The organism is Paenibacillus sp. JMULE4 (assembly GCF_013337105.1).
GTDB lineage: Bacteria > Bacillota > Bacilli > Paenibacillales > NBRC-103111 > Paenibacillus_G > Paenibacillus_G naphthalenovorans.
This window is the reverse complement of record NZ_SGWF01000017.1, coordinates 113,611-129,272: the sequence shown is the minus strand read 5'-3', so window position 1 is coordinate 129,272 and position 15,662 is coordinate 113,611. Positions and strand designations below refer to the sequence as shown.

The 15,662-nt window shown below is 51.2% G+C and carries 12 protein-coding genes, 2 tRNA genes, 3 rRNA genes and 2 pseudogenes; 1 reads left to right on the top strand and 18 read right to left on the bottom strand.

Features of this window, described 5'->3' with window-relative positions:
• Nucleotides 1-95: 95 nt before the first annotated feature.
• From rsmI to EXW96_RS19520, 11 genes and pseudogenes are all read right to left on the bottom strand, one after another.
• On the bottom strand, nucleotides 96-992 hold the full coding sequence (rsmI, locus tag EXW96_RS19570; protein WP_171006035.1) for a 16S rRNA (cytidine(1402)-2'-O)-methyltransferase: 897 nt from the start codon (nucleotides 990-992) through the stop codon (nucleotides 96-98).
• Nucleotides 983-1,777, bottom strand: a complete 795-nt coding sequence (locus tag EXW96_RS19565) for a tRNA1(Val) (adenine(37)-N6)-methyltransferase (RefSeq protein ID WP_174351226.1) — start codon at nucleotides 1,775-1,777, stop codon at nucleotides 983-985. Before EXW96_RS19565 ends, rsmI begins: the two co-directional genes overlap by 10 nt.
• A 62-nt stretch (nucleotides 1,778-1,839) precedes the next feature.
• On the bottom strand, nucleotides 1,840-2,223 hold the full coding sequence (locus EXW96_RS19560) for an initiation-control protein YabA (RefSeq protein ID WP_054819630.1): 384 nt from the start codon (nucleotides 2,221-2,223) through the stop codon (nucleotides 1,840-1,842).
• A gap of 37 nt (nucleotides 2,224-2,260) precedes the next feature.
• Nucleotides 2,261-3,063 (bottom strand): annotated as a pseudogene (locus EXW96_RS19555) (PSP1 domain-containing protein).
• A 2-nt stretch (nucleotides 3,064-3,065) separates the two neighbouring features.
• Nucleotides 3,066-4,043: a DNA polymerase III subunit delta' gene (holB, locus tag EXW96_RS19550; protein ID WP_174351225.1), complete on the bottom strand. Its 978-nt coding sequence runs from the start codon at nucleotides 4,041-4,043 to the stop codon at nucleotides 3,066-3,068.
• Between the two features lie 67 nt (nucleotides 4,044-4,110).
• Entirely contained in the window at nucleotides 4,111-4,557 is a 447-nt protein-coding gene (locus EXW96_RS19545) for a YaaR family protein (RefSeq protein ID WP_174351224.1), read from the bottom strand.
• 20 nt (nucleotides 4,558-4,577) lie between these two features.
• Entirely contained in the window at nucleotides 4,578-4,907 is a 330-nt protein-coding gene (locus tag EXW96_RS19540; RefSeq protein ID WP_062410320.1) for a cyclic-di-AMP receptor, read from the bottom strand.
• Nucleotides 4,908-5,026: 119 nt separating this feature from the next.
• Nucleotides 5,027-5,641, bottom strand: a complete 615-nt coding sequence (tmk, locus tag EXW96_RS19535; RefSeq protein WP_174351223.1) for a dTMP kinase — start codon at nucleotides 5,639-5,641, stop codon at nucleotides 5,027-5,029.
• A gap of 35 nt (nucleotides 5,642-5,676) precedes the next feature.
• On the bottom strand, nucleotides 5,677-7,164 hold the full coding sequence (locus EXW96_RS19530; protein ID WP_174351222.1) for an aminotransferase class I/II-fold pyridoxal phosphate-dependent enzyme: 1,488 nt from the start codon (nucleotides 7,162-7,164) through the stop codon (nucleotides 5,677-5,679).
• Between the two features lie 110 nt (nucleotides 7,165-7,274).
• A pseudogene (locus EXW96_RS27735) lies at nucleotides 7,275-7,463 on the bottom strand (sigma factor G inhibitor Gin); the annotation flags it as partial.
• A 288-nt stretch (nucleotides 7,464-7,751) separates the two neighbouring features.
• Nucleotides 7,752-8,945: a transposase gene (locus EXW96_RS19520; RefSeq protein ID WP_174350067.1), complete on the bottom strand. Its 1,194-nt coding sequence runs from the start codon at nucleotides 8,943-8,945 to the stop codon at nucleotides 7,752-7,754.
• Between the two features lie 153 nt (nucleotides 8,946-9,098).
• On the opposite strand from EXW96_RS19520, the gene EXW96_RS19515 reads away from it, so the two are divergent.
• Nucleotides 9,099-9,635 (top strand): hypothetical protein, encoded by a 537-nt coding sequence (locus EXW96_RS19515; protein ID WP_174351221.1) that lies wholly within the window; start codon nucleotides 9,099-9,101, stop codon nucleotides 9,633-9,635.
• A gap of 145 nt (nucleotides 9,636-9,780) precedes the next feature.
• Here EXW96_RS19515 and EXW96_RS19510 read toward each other — a convergent pair.
• From EXW96_RS19510 to EXW96_RS19480, 7 genes are all read right to left on the bottom strand, one after another.
• Nucleotides 9,781-12,698: ribosomal RNA gene (locus EXW96_RS19510) — 23S ribosomal RNA — on the bottom strand.
• A gap of 125 nt (nucleotides 12,699-12,823) precedes the next feature.
• Nucleotides 12,824-12,899, bottom strand: a tRNA-Ala gene (locus EXW96_RS19505).
• 23 nt (nucleotides 12,900-12,922) lie between these two features.
• Nucleotides 12,923-12,999, bottom strand: a tRNA-Ile gene (locus EXW96_RS19500).
• Between the two features lie 42 nt (nucleotides 13,000-13,041).
• Nucleotides 13,042-13,158 (bottom strand): 5S ribosomal RNA (gene rrf / locus EXW96_RS19495).
• 104 nt (nucleotides 13,159-13,262) lie between these two features.
• Nucleotides 13,263-14,812: ribosomal RNA gene (locus EXW96_RS19490) — 16S ribosomal RNA — on the bottom strand.
• The 16S, 23S and 5S rRNA genes sit together here with 2 tRNA genes alongside, the layout of an rRNA operon.
• Nucleotides 14,813-15,036: 224 nt before the next feature.
• Nucleotides 15,037-15,303 (bottom strand): pro-sigmaK processing inhibitor BofA family protein, encoded by a 267-nt coding sequence (locus EXW96_RS19485; protein ID WP_054817050.1) that lies wholly within the window; start codon nucleotides 15,301-15,303, stop codon nucleotides 15,037-15,039.
• Nucleotides 15,300-15,587, bottom strand: a complete 288-nt coding sequence (locus EXW96_RS19480) for a DUF2508 family protein (RefSeq protein ID WP_062410315.1) — start codon at nucleotides 15,585-15,587, stop codon at nucleotides 15,300-15,302. Before EXW96_RS19480 ends, EXW96_RS19485 begins: the two co-directional genes overlap by 4 nt.
• Nucleotides 15,588-15,662: the final 75 nt, after the last annotated feature.

Genomic DNA, 15,662 nt, shown 5'->3' with positions numbered 1-15,662 from the left:
GGCAAAGTGAGCTCGCTGCCAAGGCAGCATCGCAAGATCAAAGGCAAGGTCAACCACAACAACAAAACCCACAAACCAAAAAGCAAAACTAAAAATCAGTTGCCCTGGTGAAGCAGATTGTATAGCTCGCGCTTCGGGACGCCGCGGTCTTGGGCGGCGCGTCTCAGCGCTTCCTTATGGTCGAAGCCCTCAGCCTCGTACCGCGCTACATGCTCCTGCGGCGTCAAGCCAGTCCACCATGCGGCATCATCATCCGACTCAGCAGAGCTTTCGCCGTTGCTGCCGCGAATAACAAGGCAATACTCGCCTTGGGGCGGGTGCTCGTCCAAATGAGCCAAGCATTCCCGGATCGTACCTCGAACGGCTTCCTCATACTTTTTGGTTAGTTCCCGGATAAGACAAATTTCATGGTCCTCGCCAAGGATTTCCGACATGGCGGTTAACGTTTTTACCAGCCGATGAGGCGATTCATAGCAGAGTACCGTGCCCGGCTCACGCTTTAGCGCTTTAAGCTCCTTTTCCAGCGGCTTCTTGTCTCGCGGCAGAAAACCGACAAAGGTAAAGCGCTCAGTCGGTAACCCGGACATGATGAGCGCGGAGAGAGCCGCATTAGCACCGGGAACCGGGATAACGTCGATTTCAGCGTCAATCGCAAGCCTTACCAAATCTGCCCCGGGATCGCAAATGGCCGGAAGCCCTGCATCACTGACCAGCGCGATGGAATCGCCCGCCTGCATTAGCCGCACCAGCTCCGGTCCGCTCGCATGCTTATTGTGTTCGTGGTAGCTGACCATCCGCGTGGCAATGTCGAAATGCGTGAGCAGCTTACGGGTTTGCCGGGTATCTTCAGCGGCAATCCATTGAACTTCCCGCAGTACGCGAACCGCCCGGTACGTCATATCCTCCAGATTGCCGATCGGCGTCCCAACCAAATACAGTTTTCCGCGCTGCTCTCCAGCATCATGGTAACTCTTTTGAATGTTCAAGTTGATCTATTCCTTCTATTATATATGTTCTCTGTATAAGCAAGTTTATCTCGACGGCCATAGTACACTTCGAACAGTTCGTCGGTGTATTCCTTTTCGTTCTTGTACACAATCAGCGGCGGAAGCATGCGCACTTCCGGCTTGCCATCACGCAGCGCTTCGATCAGCACCATGTTGGCCTCCGCGTTTGCCCGCGGATGAACAAAACGTATGCGTTTGGGTTCCAACCGGTATTTTCGCATAGTGCAGCAAATATCAACCAACCGGCTTGGCCTATGCACCATCGCTACCCGACCGCCGCTGCGAACGAGCCGGCTGCTTACCCGCACGACATCATCCAGTGTGCAGTACACCTCGTGCCGGGCTGCGGCGACATGAGCATTCACATTCTGTTCCCCATTGGGAACGGGCAGATAAGGCGGATTCACGGTCACCAGATCAAATTGCCCATGGCCAAGCTGATCAGGGGCATCACGCAAATCACCATGGATCATCGTAATTTGTTTTTCCAATCCGTTGAGCAGCACATTCCGTTTCCCCATATCGGCCAGACGCTCTTGAATCTCCACCCCGATAATCGTTCCACGGGTTCGCGTCGTCAGCAGCAGCGGTATAACCCCATTGCCTGAACACAGATCGACAATGCTGCCCGTATGCGGAACAGAACAAAACCTCGCCAACAGAACTGCATCCATGGAGAAGCTGAATACTTCATCGCTTTGAATGATTTTCAGCTGTTGGGTTAATAAATCGTCGACCCTTTCATATTCATATACCGGTACTTGTTCCAACACAAAATTCCTCTTTCCTTCAAAAAAACCGTAGAGAAGTCCATCCTCCCTACGGTTCGCTTTTATTTATTCAAAAATGACATGCAAAACAGACAATCGCCTTCCGTTCGCAAATGCCCGTAATTCACGTTACAAATGTGGAATCCTTCATGATAGATGCGGGCCAGATTGTCATAGCCTTCACCGGTAGGCTCCTTGACTAAAACGGAGGCGGCCGCAGGATCCGTACTTGCGTCAGCGACTTTACCTACCGCCAGAAGAGCAGGAGTGATCGGCTCCGTCTCTTTCTTTAACAGCTTGCGCAGCTGCTGATTCTCAATGCTCAGCCGCTTGTTTTCCTCAAGCAGCTCAATAATTTGCCGCTTCAAAGATCCGAGCTCGGAATGCACAACACCCGTTTGCTCTTCCAACTGTTCGATTTGTACGAATATATCCCTTTTATTCACTCTTTCTTCACCCCAAGCCGCGGAAGCAGCGAATAGCTTAGAGCTGCTCCACCACATCATCCAAAGGAAGATCCATCACTTTTTGAGTTCAAAAATCTGTACTTTAGCCATACGTTCGGACACATTTAAGGAGATCAGCCTTCCGTTTCCGAACGATGTAATCACTTCACTGCCGACACGGGGCAGGTCGTCCTTGGCACTTTCATAATTATCATGCTCATATTTCAAGCAGCACATTAATCGTCCGCAAAGACCGGATATTTTCGTCGGGTTGAGCGATAAGTTTTGATCTTTAGCCATTTTGATCGACACCGGCTCAAAATCCCCCAAGAAAGAAGAGCAGCACAGGATGCGTCCGCATGGTCCGATGCCGCCCAGCATTTTGGCTTCGTCCCTGACACCGATCTGGCGAAGCTCGATGCGTGTCCGGAAAATCCCGGCCAAATCCTTCACCAGCTCTCGGAAATCAACTCGTCCTTCCGCCGTAAAATAAAAAATTATTTTGTTTCGGTCAAATGTATATTCAACATCCACCAGTTTCATACGAAGCTGATGATCCTTAATCTTTTCCTGGCAAATGGTAAATGCATTATTGGCCGCCTGCTTGTTATCCTCTACCAGCTTGGCATCCTGATGGTCAGCGATGCGGATAACCTTCTTCAGCGGAAGAACCACATCGGACTCTCCAACCGTCCTGCGACCGATCACAACCTTACCGTATTCAACACCGCGAGCCGTTTCTACGATCACGGCGCTATCTTGGTCGACCGGAAGATCACTTGGGTCAAAGTAATAAATTTTACCCGCTTTTTTGAAGCGAACACCTACTACGGAGAACAATCCTACACCCCCTTAAGCTTCATAAATATATTTTCCAGCGCCAGCTGGGGATTGGCATGAAACCGCAATCGTTTCTGCGTCTCTACCGCCTGCTCGAGACAGTAGATCCAATGCTCGATCGGGTAAGACAAAGCTTGCTTCGACATCCAATCGGCCTGATCGGAATAAATCAGTCCGTCCTTATTGCCCAAGCTAAGCTGTACCATATCCTTGAGCCACAAAATAAGCATATCCATAAATTTTGGCAGTTGTTCGGAAAATTCGCCCTTCGTCAGCTTCTGCTGTGCGGTCAGCAGAGCGGCGGGCAGCCGGGTCAAACTTTCCCTTACTAATTGTATCACTAGATTTCGAAGTTCTGCAAACCCATTTCCTTGAATCAACCCGCGAGCCGCTTCCGTTCCCGCCGCCATATGCACAGCGGCTTGCACCAGGACAGCCGGGTGCCCTTCTTGAAGCAGCGCCTTTTGCATTTCACTCCGGCCGATCGGCACAAAGGGAATCCATTGTGATCTGGAGCGGATTGTCGGAAGCAGGGCTTGTCCATTATCCGTGATCAGAATGGCCACAACCTGGGATACGGGTTCTTCCAAAAATTTAAGCAAGCTGTTCGCAGCCTGAACCGTCATTTTTTCGGCTTCCTCAATAATATACATCTTGATTCCGGAAGCCGAGGCACGGTAAGCGAATTGTTTTTGAAGCTCCCGGATCTGCTCAATCTTAATCGAGGCCCCCTCCGGCTTCACCTCGTGCAAATCAGGATGATTTCCATGCAGTACCTTGCGGCAGTCCAAGCATTCACCGCAGGCATCATCGGGCAGCACCTTACAATAAATTGCTTGCGCAAAAGCTTTGGCCATCGCCCTTCGTCCCGTTCCGGACGGCCCCGTGAAAATATAGGCATGCGATATTTTATCCGTTCGAAGACTGTTTTGTAAAATACGTTTTACACGTTCCTGTCCTGCTATGGATTGAAAAGACATGACTGTCTCTATTCCTTTCCGTTATAAGAAAACCTCTATCAAGGCCATTATGATGAGCAGCCCCGATCTAAAAAGACAAATTGATCAGGATGCCGCGAATTTCACCGACTTTGCGGAGCAACTCAATACGTCCTTGCTCACTATCCAGCATCTCCTCGGCCAATCCAAGCAGTTCCCGATCAATTTCCTCCAGAAGCTTATACCGTTTACCTCTGCCTCGCCGATCCCACCCTCGCGTCTCACGGAGCTGTACGCCGCGGCGCGCGGTTTCCTCGAGAAACTGCTTGACCAGCAGCTTATACTGCCGCAGCTCGCGGACGGTCATCGATTTGGCAAGCCGCTGCCCCTGGTGTTCAATTTGCTGCAAAATACGTTGAAGCTGCTCCCGGGTAGCTCTTTGGTCCTGCTGCTGCATCATATCGCTAAACGACTTTTGCTGAAGCTGCTGAGACGAATTGTTCTCGCCTCGTATAATTTCTTTACCGAAAGGCCGCCAGCCCGGGTTAATTTTCACATCGTCCGCATCCTTTTTCCTTAAAAATGCTCAAATTGTTCGACCGGAAGCACGAATACCGCGGCTCCGCCCACCTGAACTTCGACCGGGAAAGGAATGTATGAATCCGTTGTTCCTCCCATCGGAGATACCGGGGTGACCACCTGTTCCCTGATCTTGCAGTTCTCTTTAATGATCTGCAGCGCTTCATTCACCCGTTCGTCTTCCGTACCGATGATGAACGTCGTGTTTCCCGCACGTAAGAATCCGCCTGTACTTGCCAATTTCGTAGCGCGAAAGCCTTCTTTAATCAATGCGTTGGACAAGCGATTGCTGTCTTTGTCCTGCACAACGGCTATAACCAATTTCATACATCCAGCCTCCTTTGCCAAATGAATGATCCGCGTCCCTACATTTATAATTAGACAAGAGGTTGAACAATTCCTTCTATTATATAATATAGGCTCGATTTTATATTATTTCAGTTTTATTATACTCTTCTGGGGAGATATTGGTTCACGATTTGTTTCAGCTCGCGGAGTACGGCATCCAGCTCTTGCTCTGCATCCAATCTTATCATCCGATCCGGAAATCGCTCCAGCAGCTGCAGATAACCTTCCCTGACCTTATGGTGAAAAGACATGGATTCCAAATCAAGCCGGTTGATCTCCCGCCCTTGATCTGCATGAATCCGGGCAAGCCCCGTTTCCGGACTCACATCCATGAATAAAGTAAGGTCCGGCATCCACTCTCCGATCGCGAATCGATTAATCGCCAGCACATCATCTATTCCGAGCCCCCGGGCATACCCTTGGTAAGCCAAACTGCTGTCGATAAACCGGTCGCATATGACCACCTTACCTGCTTGGAGAGCCGGAATGACCTTTTCTGTCAAATGCTGACGTCGTGCCGCCGCATAAAGCAGCGCCTCGGTACGGGCATCCATAGCCGTGTGGCTTTTGTCCAATATCACCGCTCGGATATGTTCCGCGATAGGAATTCCCCCCGGTTCACGAGTCGATACCACCTCATAGCCATGCTCCGCTGCCTGATCTATAATCACGCCGATCGCCGAGGTTTTCCCGGCCCCCTCGCCGCCTTCCACCGTTATAAAAAACCTTGTCTCACGTTCCCGTCTCCTTATTCCCCAGCTTGATATACCGGCACTCTTCCGGATTTTGCCACATCATACCCGTGAAACCGGGAACCGAAAACCGTAAGCCGCTCCAAGTAGGCCGCCACTTGTTTCGTAATCCTCTCTCCCGGATACAACACCGGAATACCCGGAGGGTAGGGAACGATCATTTCCGCCGCTCTACGGCCTGCGCATTCGGCCACCGGCAGCATGTCAACCTCACAAGAATGATGATGTTCCTGTCCCCAACCGAAAGACACAGGCTCAGAGATGCTCCCCTCCAATACCTCGCTCTCCGCATTGGTACAAACCAATTCCGATGAAGGTGAGTCTCCTGCAGCCTTGTCGATGTCGGCGAGCGCTTCTATAAGACGCTCCCCGTCGCGGAGCGTACTGGCTATACTGAATACACATAGCACATGCTCCGGGTCGGCCAATTCCGGATAACAGCCACGAAGCTCCAACTGCTCCTTTAAGGAATAGCCTGAAAGTCTATTTTTTGCATCGCTGAGCACGATTTTGAAAGGATCTTGTTTATAGCTGTTCCCGGATCGTAGGCTCTCCGGCATCGTCCACAGCTTCCAACGTGGCTGCGCGGCGAGGCGCTTGCGAATCTCGTTCATTATCTGCAGTCCGTGCTCCAGAAGCTCCGTCCCCTGCTCCGCCAGCAACCGCCGGCTTACATCAAGACTCGCCATAATCGGATAAGAAGGACTCGAACTCTGCAGCATGGCGAGCGCTTTCCGAAGTAAACGACGGTTAAGCCGTTCACCCTGCACATGCAGCATGGCCCCCATGGTCATGGCGGTCAGCATTTTGTGAGTAGACTGCACCACCGCATCCGCGCCCGCGGCCAGCGCCGATGACGGCAAGGCCGGATGAAAGCCAAAATGAGCGCCATGCGCTTCATCTACGAGCAGAAGCTTTCCTTGGCCATGCAGCAACTGAGCCAGAGAAGTAAGGTCTGCCGCCATTCCGTAATAGCTTGGATTCGTAACAAACAGCCCTTTCGCCTCAGGATAGCGCTTCAGAGCTTCTTCCACGTCTGGGACACGAAGTCCGATGGTCAATCCGGAATGCCGCTCGCATTGGGGCGTAATAAAAACGGCCTGCGCTCCCGCCAGCGTAAGCCCGTGAATGACCGATTTGTGTACATCTCTCTGCACAAGCAGAAGATCCCCGGGGCGGCATGCGGACATGATCATCGCCAGATTTCCAGCCGTACTTCCGCCCACAAGAAATAACGTTTCTTCCGCTCCAAAGCAATCCGCGGCCAATTCTTGAGCTTCTTTGATCGCCTCTTCCGGATGGTGCAGATCATCCAGTCCGGGAATTTCCGTCAGATCGATGTTCAGTACGCTGCCGTAATGTCCCCAAGCGCCTGAATATGCCTTTGACCTGGATTTGTGGCCTGGTACATGAAGGCTTACCGCGTTTCTTTGCGCATGTGCGGCAAGCTTCTCGAAGAGCGGTGCTCTATGATGTAATCCCATGAACATCCTCATTTCACAAACCGATAATACACGTATTGTACCAAACAAAAAAGCCCGCTTCCATCCTTGTTCAAGATAAAATGAGCCGGTTCGCGCAAAGGTTCACGCATTTTTTTATAAATAATTTGTTTCATCTGATGTATGAAAAAAGGATATTTAGGGTCGCTTACATCCGTTCTGACCATCTCTTTCTCACAATCGTCACATATAAATTCGGATATAATCATGATGCCTTGTTCCTTAGAGAGTCCGCAGATGATGCAGGGTCCTGTACATTCGTGCTGCAGCGCATCGCCCATTTCAATCACCTCTATTCTTTTATCTATCAGTATGTCCGATTCTCTCAAGAATAAACCGTCCTGAAGTATTTTTATGTAAACGATGCTTATCCTGTGCGTATTGCCTTATAATTTAACTATAGCTTACCGATATATGTATTGGATTTATTATACGAGCATTTTGCATAATTCCTCTTTTTGAGAATCGACAACAGATTTTCGTAGACAGTTATGGGTTTAAGTATCGTGAGGCAACAGCATTTTCGAAAAATGGGCAGACCTGCAGAATTTTCGTCTATGCCGAAAAATTTAAGCTGCGGCTTTGCTTGAATGCTTAACCATGGCTAGTGCAGAAGCCAGCAATACAATGGCGTTAAGGTACTGGTGCGTTGTGACTTTCCGAATTCCCCAAACGTGCATCGCATCGGCAGTTAGATAGGTTTTCAAGCGGGAATTGCATCGTTCCACGCTAGTTCTTTCGTTGTACAGTTCTTTCCAACGCTTGCTCTCCCGATGCGGTGTGGAGTAGCGGCGCAGATCACTGGTTGTATCCACCTTAACGACCATCCCATAATTGGAAGACGAACAAGCGGCCATTCCGAGCGGGCAGTCTACCTTGCCTGTAGCATGGGGACAGCGGAATTTCAGAACATCGCCATCCGCTCCCCAATAGGTCATCGGAAAACCCATGGAGCAGCAAGGCGTTCCGTTTGATGTCATGCCGGCAGGCGGCTCTTTCTCATTGCGAAGATTCATCGGGATGATCGCCTGTGCTTTCAAATTCCGGGCTGCCTCATAGTTTTTTAGTTGGTCGTACCCAGCATCGAGGACAAAGAAGCTGACTTTGGTTTTTGCCGCGACTTGTTCCATCAGATCTGGCGCCATATCGCCGTCATGGACATGAGCCGGTGTCACGGCGAGCGCCATCGGCAGTTCGCTTTTGGTATCGACGGCGAGATGAAGCTTGTAGCCAAACCACTTCACCTTATTGCCGAAGGAGTCGAACTTGGCACCCCAGTTTGCATTGCCTGTGAGCTCGCTTTTACGTTTCGGCTGTTTCTTCTCGTAGGCATGGATCGCGGCACTATCGATGGCCACATGACTTCCATCGACGATGCCTTCTTGCTTGCAGCGTGTGACCAGATCCTCAAAAAGTCGCTTGGCCAGGTCTTTGCTCGTAAGCTCGGCAAAGACGCGGCTCAACGTTGCCACGGAAGGAGCTTTCCGATCAAGCCGAAGTCCGCATTGATAGCGAAAACGAAGATCCATATCCAGCCGACGATGTAGGCCAGTGAACGTACTGATATTCTCAAGCGGAGCTGCAAGCAAAGCCCGAAGAATTCCTTGTCTGCAGTGACCGTCAGCGCCACGGGGTGAACGGCTTCTCAGTTCTTTGGCGTAAGGACGTAGGTCAAGAGCGCTGAAAAAGATAGGCAATCGTTCTTTGGATTCAAGTTTTTGCAGTTCCTCGAAGGAAAACAGACTTTCTTGGAGAATATACAAGGTGACTTCCTCCATTCTTGAAGTTTTGGGTTTGGTCACCGAAAAACTTCTCCAAGTTGGGGTGAAGTCCCTTTTTTATGTTCAGAAATCCTTGTGCCATAAGGGCTCAGATTTTTGCAAAATGCTCATACGATAGACAGGTGGATGCAGACCTTGAATACTTACAATAAACCTAATGAAAGAAGCTTGTCCAAAGATTCAACCATCTATCACTATCGTCTGCTCAAAAGGATACATTATAAACCTTTTTTTGCATATATGTTCTGGCCTGTTGCGGCCATTATTCCGCTGCTGTCTTTTTTTCTGATTCACCCCGCAGCCGTCTTGTCAGGTATTGTCGTTGTCCCCGTCCTTCACGCTTTTATCATTCAATTGCTGCTCCGGACCAAAGAAAGATATGCGCCCAAAACTTGGAAGTGGTCTATGCGATTCCCTTGGCTGGGATACGTCCCCGACAGCTATATTGCATTGGCCAAAGCCTGCCGGCTTCATCTGCACACATTGTGGATCGTGTTTATTATTATAGGATGCTTCTATCCCTGGATGTCACCTATGTATTTGGTTTACCTGCTGTTCATCCATATCTGGCTATTGCTTCCCCGTCTCCTTCTGCTATTCCTGCTTCGTAAACATCGATCCAACGGGTACTTGAAACTTAATGATAACGACACGTCCTGCTATGCCCAATAGCGGGATGTTCGCCTTAGCCATATCATTAGGCCTTTGGATATAAGTGAATTAAAAAAAGCCAACGTTCGTGATTTGAACGATGGCTTTTCGCTTGCGCCCTGAAAACTGGATCGAAACCAAGCCGCTGATCATCTTCATGTGCTTTTTGGATAAGCCCTCGACCGATTAGTATTCGTCAGCTCCACACGTTGCCGTGCTTCCACCCCGAACCTATCTACCTCGTCGTCTACAAGGGGTCTTACATACTGGGAAATCTCATCTTGAGGGGGGCTTCACGCTTAGATGCTTTCAGCGCTTATCCCTTCCGTACTTGGCTATCCAGCCGTGCCTCTGGCGAGACAACTGGTACACCAGCGGTACGTCCATCCCGGTCCTCTCGTACTAAGGACAGCTCCTCTCAAATTTCCTGCGCCCGCGACAGATAGGGACCGAACTGTCTCACGACGTTCTGAACCCAGCTCGCGTACCGCTTTAATGGGCGAACAGCCCAACCCTTGGGACCTACTTCAGCCCCAGGATGCGATGAGCCGACATCGAGGTGCCAAACCTCCCCGTCGATGTGGACTCTTGGGGGAGATAAGCCTGTTATCCCCAGGGTAGCTTTTATCCGTTGAGCGATGGCCCTTCCATTCGGTACCACCGGATCACTAAGCCCGACTTTCGTCCCTGCTCGACCTGTTTGTCTCGCAGTCAAGCTCCCTTTTGCCTTTGCACTCTGCGAATGATTTCCAACCATTCTGAGGGAACCTTGGGGCGCCTCCGTTACGCTTTAGGAGGCGACCGCCCCAGTCAAACTGCCCACCTGACACTGTCCCCATACCCGCTTAGGGCACCAGGTTAGAACTCCGATACGATCAGGGTGGTATCCCAACGTCGCCTCCACACAAGCTGGCGCTCATGCTTCCCAGGCTCCCACCTATCCTGTACAGATCGTACCAAAGTCCAATATCAAGCTGCAGTAAAGCTCCATGGGGTCTTTCCGTCTTGTCGCGGGTAACCTGCATCTTCACAGGTATTAAAATTTCACCGGATCTCTCGTCGAGACAGCGCCCAAGTCGTTACGCCATTCGTGCGGGTCAGAATTTACCTGACAAGGAATTTCGCTACCTTAGGACCGTTATAGTTACGGCCGCCGTTTACTGGGGCTTCGGTTCACAGCTTCGGGTTACCCCTAACCGCTCCCCTTAACCTTCCAGCACCGGGCAGGCGTCAGCCCGTATACTTCGCCTTGCGGCTTCGCACAGACCTGTGTTTTTGCTAAACAGTCGCTTGGGCCTTTTCACTGCGGCCCCCTCGGGCTATTCACCCTACCGGGGCACCCCTTCTCCCGAAGTTACGGGGTCATTTTGCCGAGTTCCTTAACGAGAGTTCTTCCGCGCGCCTTAGCATCCTCTGCTCGCCTACCTGTGTCGGTTTGCGGTACGGGCACCTTCTCCCTGGCTAGAGGCTTTTCTTGGCAGCCTGAACTCATGACCTTCGGTACTCCAATTTTCCCTCCCCATCACAGCCCAGCCTTTCGATGTGCGGATTTGCCTGCACACCAGCCTCACTGCTTGGACGAGCATCCATCAGCTCGCGTCACTATCCTTCTGCGTCACCCCATCGCTCATAACGGTTCACGGTGGTACAGGAATTTCAACCTGTTGTCCTTCGACTACGCCTTTCGGCCTCGCCTTAGGTCCCGACTTACCCTGAGCGGACGAACCTTCCTCAGGAACCCTTAGGCTTTCGGCGGATCAGATTCTCACTGATCTTTTCGTTACTCATACCGGCATTCTCACTTGTAACCGCTCCAGCTGTCCTCACGATCAACCTTCTACGCTGTTACAACGCTCCCCTACCCCAGATATATCATATCTAGCCATAGCTTCGGTGGTGTGTTTAGCCCCGTTACATTTTCGGCGCAGAGTCACTCGACCAGTGAGCTATTACGCACTCTTTGAATGGTGGCTGCTTCTAAGCCAACATCCTGGTTGTCTGCGCAACTCCACATCCTTTCCCACTTAACACACACTTGGGGACCTTAGCTGATGATCTGGGCTGTTTCCCTCTTGACAATGGATCTTAGCACTCACTGTCTGACTCCCGGGATAACGTCTGTGGCATTCAGAGTTTGACTGGACTTGGTAACCCTTGGCGGGCCCCGCACCCAATCAGTGCTTTACCTCCACGACGCATCTCCCGAGGCTAGCCCTAAAGCTATTTCGGGGAGAACCAGCTATCTCCGAGTTCGATTGGAATTTCTCCGCTACCCCCACCTCATCCCCGAATTTTTCAACATTCGTGGGTTCGGGCCTCCAGTGCGTGTTACCGCACCTTCACCCTGGACAGGGGTAGATCACACGGTTTCGGGTCTACGCCTGCAAACTCATTCGCCCTGTTCAGACTCGCTTTCGCTGCGGCTTCGGCTTCTCACCTTAACCTCGCTTGCAAACGTAACTCGCCGGTTCATTCTACAAAAGGCACGCCATCACCCTTTAACGGGCTCTGACTTCTTGTAAGCACACGGTTTCAGGTTCTCTTTCACTCCGCTCCCGCGGTTCTTTTCACCTTTCCCTCACGGTACTGCTTCACTATCGGTCGCCAGGGAGTATTTAGCCTTGGCAGATGGTCCTGCCGGATTCCCACGAGGTTTCACGTGTCTCGCGGTACTCGGGATCCGTCTAGGGCTTTCGCAGAATTTCGGCTACAGGGCTGTTACCTTCTCTGGCCGGCCTTTCCAGACCGCTTCACCTACTCTGCTCAACCCACGTTGACGTCCCACAACCCCAGAGGGCAAGCCCCCTGGTTTGGGCTAATCCGCTTTCGCTCGCCGCTACTGACGGAATCACTTTTGTTTTCTTTTCCTGAGGGTACTTAGATGTTTCAGTTCCCCTCGTCTGCCTCCAATGCAGCTATGTATTCACTGCATGGTACGTATCTATTACGATACGCAGGTTTCCCCATTCGGACATCCCCGGATCAAAGCCTGCTTACGGCTCCCCGAGGCATTTCGTCGTTCGCCACGTCCTTCATCGGCTCCTGGCGCCTAGGCATCCTCCGTGTGCTCTTATTAGCTTAACCAATTTGGTTATTCGGTACCGACACTTACGTATCGGCTGCTGACGATTTTCTTACGAAAATCGCAGCGGGATGATTCAGCATTTTGCTTTGTTTCGATATCCAGTTTTCAAGGAACAAACATTGAATGGTGGAGCCAAGCGGGATCGAACCGCTGACCTCCTGCTTGCAAGGCAGGCGCTCTCCCAGCTGAGCTATGGCCCCATGACCACCACTATGAAGTTTAATGGTGGGCCCTAGTGGACTCGAACCACCGACCTCACCCTTATCAGGGGTGCGCTCTAACCAGCTGAGCTAAGGGCCCTCACAGCTTTATAGGATTAAAAAATCCACTTAAAGTGGATTCGCTTGGCGACGTTCTACTCTCCCGGGACCCTGCGGTCCAAGTACCATCGACGCTGGAAGGCTTAACGGTCGTGTTCGGTATGGGTACGTGTGGTTCCCTTCCGCCATCATCACCAAACGATCGAAAGGCATTGCACCTTTCAAAACTGAACACGAGTGAGTGCCGTTGCAACTTACGTTGCAGATTTGTCCGCTGACCTACCGTCAGCATGGACTCCATAGAAAGGAGGTGATCCAGCCGCACCTTCCGATACGGCTACCTTGTTACGACTTCACCCCAATCATCTACCCCACCTTCGGCGGCTGGCTCCTTGCGGTTACCCCACCGACTTCGGGTGTTGTAAACTCTCGTGGTGTGACGGGCGGTGTGTACAAGACCCGGGAACGTATTCACCGCGGCATGCTGATCCGCGATTACTAGCAATTCCGACTTCATGCAGGCGAGTTGCAGCCTGCAATCCGAACTGAGACCGGCTTATAAGGATTCGCTCCGGATCGCTCCTTCGCTTCCCGTTGTACCGGCCATTGTAGTACGTGTGTAGCCCAGGTCATAAGGGGCATGATGATTTGACGTCATCCCCACCTTCCTCCGGTTTGTCACCGGCAGTCAACTTAGAGTGCCCAACTTAATGCTGGCAACTAAGCTCAAGGGTTGCGCTCGTTGCGGGACTTAACCCAACATCTCACGACACGAGCTGACGACAACCATGCACCACCTGTCTCCTCTGTCCCGAAGGAAAGGTACATCTCTGTACCGGTCAGAGGGATGTCAAGACCTGGTAAGGTTCTTCGCGTTGCTTCGAATTAAACCACATACTCCACTGCTTGTGCGGGTCCCCGTCAATTCCTTTGAGTTTCACTCTTGCGAGCGTACTCCCCAGGCGGAGTGCTTATTGTGTTGACTTCGGCACCAAGGGTATCGAAACCCCTAACACCTAGCACTCATCGTTTACGGCGTGGACTACCAGGGTATCTAATCCTGTTTGCTCCCCACGCTTTCGCGCCTCAGCGTCAGTTACAGTCCAGAAAGCCGCCTTCGCCACTGGTGTTCCTCCACATCTCTACGCATTTCACCGCTACACGTGGAATTCCGCTTTCCTCTCCTGCACTCAAGCCACCCAGTTTTCGGTGCGATCCGGGGTTGAGCCCCGGGCTTATACACCAAACTTAAGCGGCCGCCTGCGCGCGCTTTACGCCCAATAATTCCGGACAACGCTTGCCCCCTACGTATTACCGCGGCTGCTGGCACGTAGTTAGCCGGGGCTTTCTTCTCAAGTACCGTCACCCTCAGGGCAGTGACTCCCCAAGGCGTTCTTCCTTGGCAACAGAGCTTTACGATCCGAAAACCTTCTTCACTCACGCGGCGTTGCTCCGTCAGACTTGCGTCCATTGCGGAAGATTCCCTACTGCTGCCTCCCGTAGGAGTCTGGGCCGTGTCTCAGTCCCAGTGTGGCCGATCACCCTCTCAGGTCGGCTACGCATCGTCGCCTTGGTGAGCCGTTACCCCACCAACTAGCTAATGCGCCGCAGGCCCATCTGTAAGCCACAGCTTGCACCGTGTTTCTTGATCCCTCCATGCGGAGAAACCACCTATCCGGTCTTAGCTACCGTTTCCGGTAGTTATCCCGGTCTTACAGGCAGGTTGCCTACGTGTTACTCACCCGTCCGCCGCTCCAGGGGGCTCCCGTAAGGGTGCACCCCTAGCGCTCGACTTGCATGTATTAGGCACGCCGCCAGCGTTCGTCCTGAGCCAGGATCAAACTCTCCATCAAAGAAAAGCTGATTAGCTCATACATCTACTACTGGCGAGAATCTCTCGATTCTCTATCTTTACACTCACTCGTTGTTCAGTTTTCAAAGGGCAATTTCTTTCGACAAAATCGATTGAAATCTTTTGTCGTTTGTTGTCACCTTATTTAGCGGCGACTTGATTAATATATCATATCGGCCCAATTCAATGCAAGCTTTTTTTTGCGGAATATTATTTCCGTCTGTCTCACAATACCCACAGCTTCAAAGCGGCAAGAACAGCCAGTCCCGGAAGCCCAAGAATGCTGACCATACCCACAGTTACCGTATTAAGCGGAAGTTCCAGGTGGGTATACGAACTGAACAGATTAACAATATACAACATGATGCAAGCAAAAGCAAGATGCAGGCATATTTTGCCCAGCCACTGAAAAGCAAACCGATTTCTCATCAATAAGAAACCAAGCAACCCGCCGGACAGGAGAAAAACCCCCCACAATATATAAGGCTTCATGAAGACTCCTCCAATACAAAGCTGGACCATACTTCATTCGGTGAGATTCTCATATTTTTGGCTTGCCTGATTAGCATCTCAAACCTTTTTTCGGCAGTCTCCAAAGCAAACACAGCGTAATCGATCTGTTCCTTTTCTATAACGTAATCAAACCGCTTCTGCGCCGTTTCCCATTCCAGATGCGCTTTGCGTATTTCCTGTACAAGCAAAAGCCTATCGTTTTGTATCGCGTCTTCTCTTTTCCTCTCCTTTCTTTTCCACAGTTTCAAAATCCACTGTTTCATATCTCCGCCTCCTTGGTTTCTCCAGGTTCGTCCCATACATTACATACATATAAAGAACAGAACCCGAATAGAACC

Bases quoted from the DNA above. Each gene is read 5' to 3' on its own strand.
- holB (WP_174351225.1), bottom strand. From the start codon at position 4,043: ATGTCTTTTCAATCCATAGCAGGACAGGAACGTGTAAAACGTATTTTA.
- EXW96_RS19540 (WP_062410320.1), bottom strand. From the start codon at position 4,907: ATGAAATTGGTTATAGCCGTTGTGCAGGACAAAGACAGCAATCGCTTG.
- EXW96_RS19530 (WP_174351222.1), bottom strand. From the start codon at position 7,164: ATGGGATTACATCATAGAGCACCGCTCTTCGAGAAGCTTGCCGCACAT.
- EXW96_RS19485 (WP_054817050.1), bottom strand. From the start codon at position 15,303: ATGAAGCCTTATATATTGTGGGGGGTTTTTCTCCTGTCCGGCGGGTTG.
- EXW96_RS19480 (WP_062410315.1), bottom strand. From the start codon at position 15,587: ATGAAACAGTGGATTTTGAAACTGTGGAAAAGAAAGGAGAGGAAAAGA.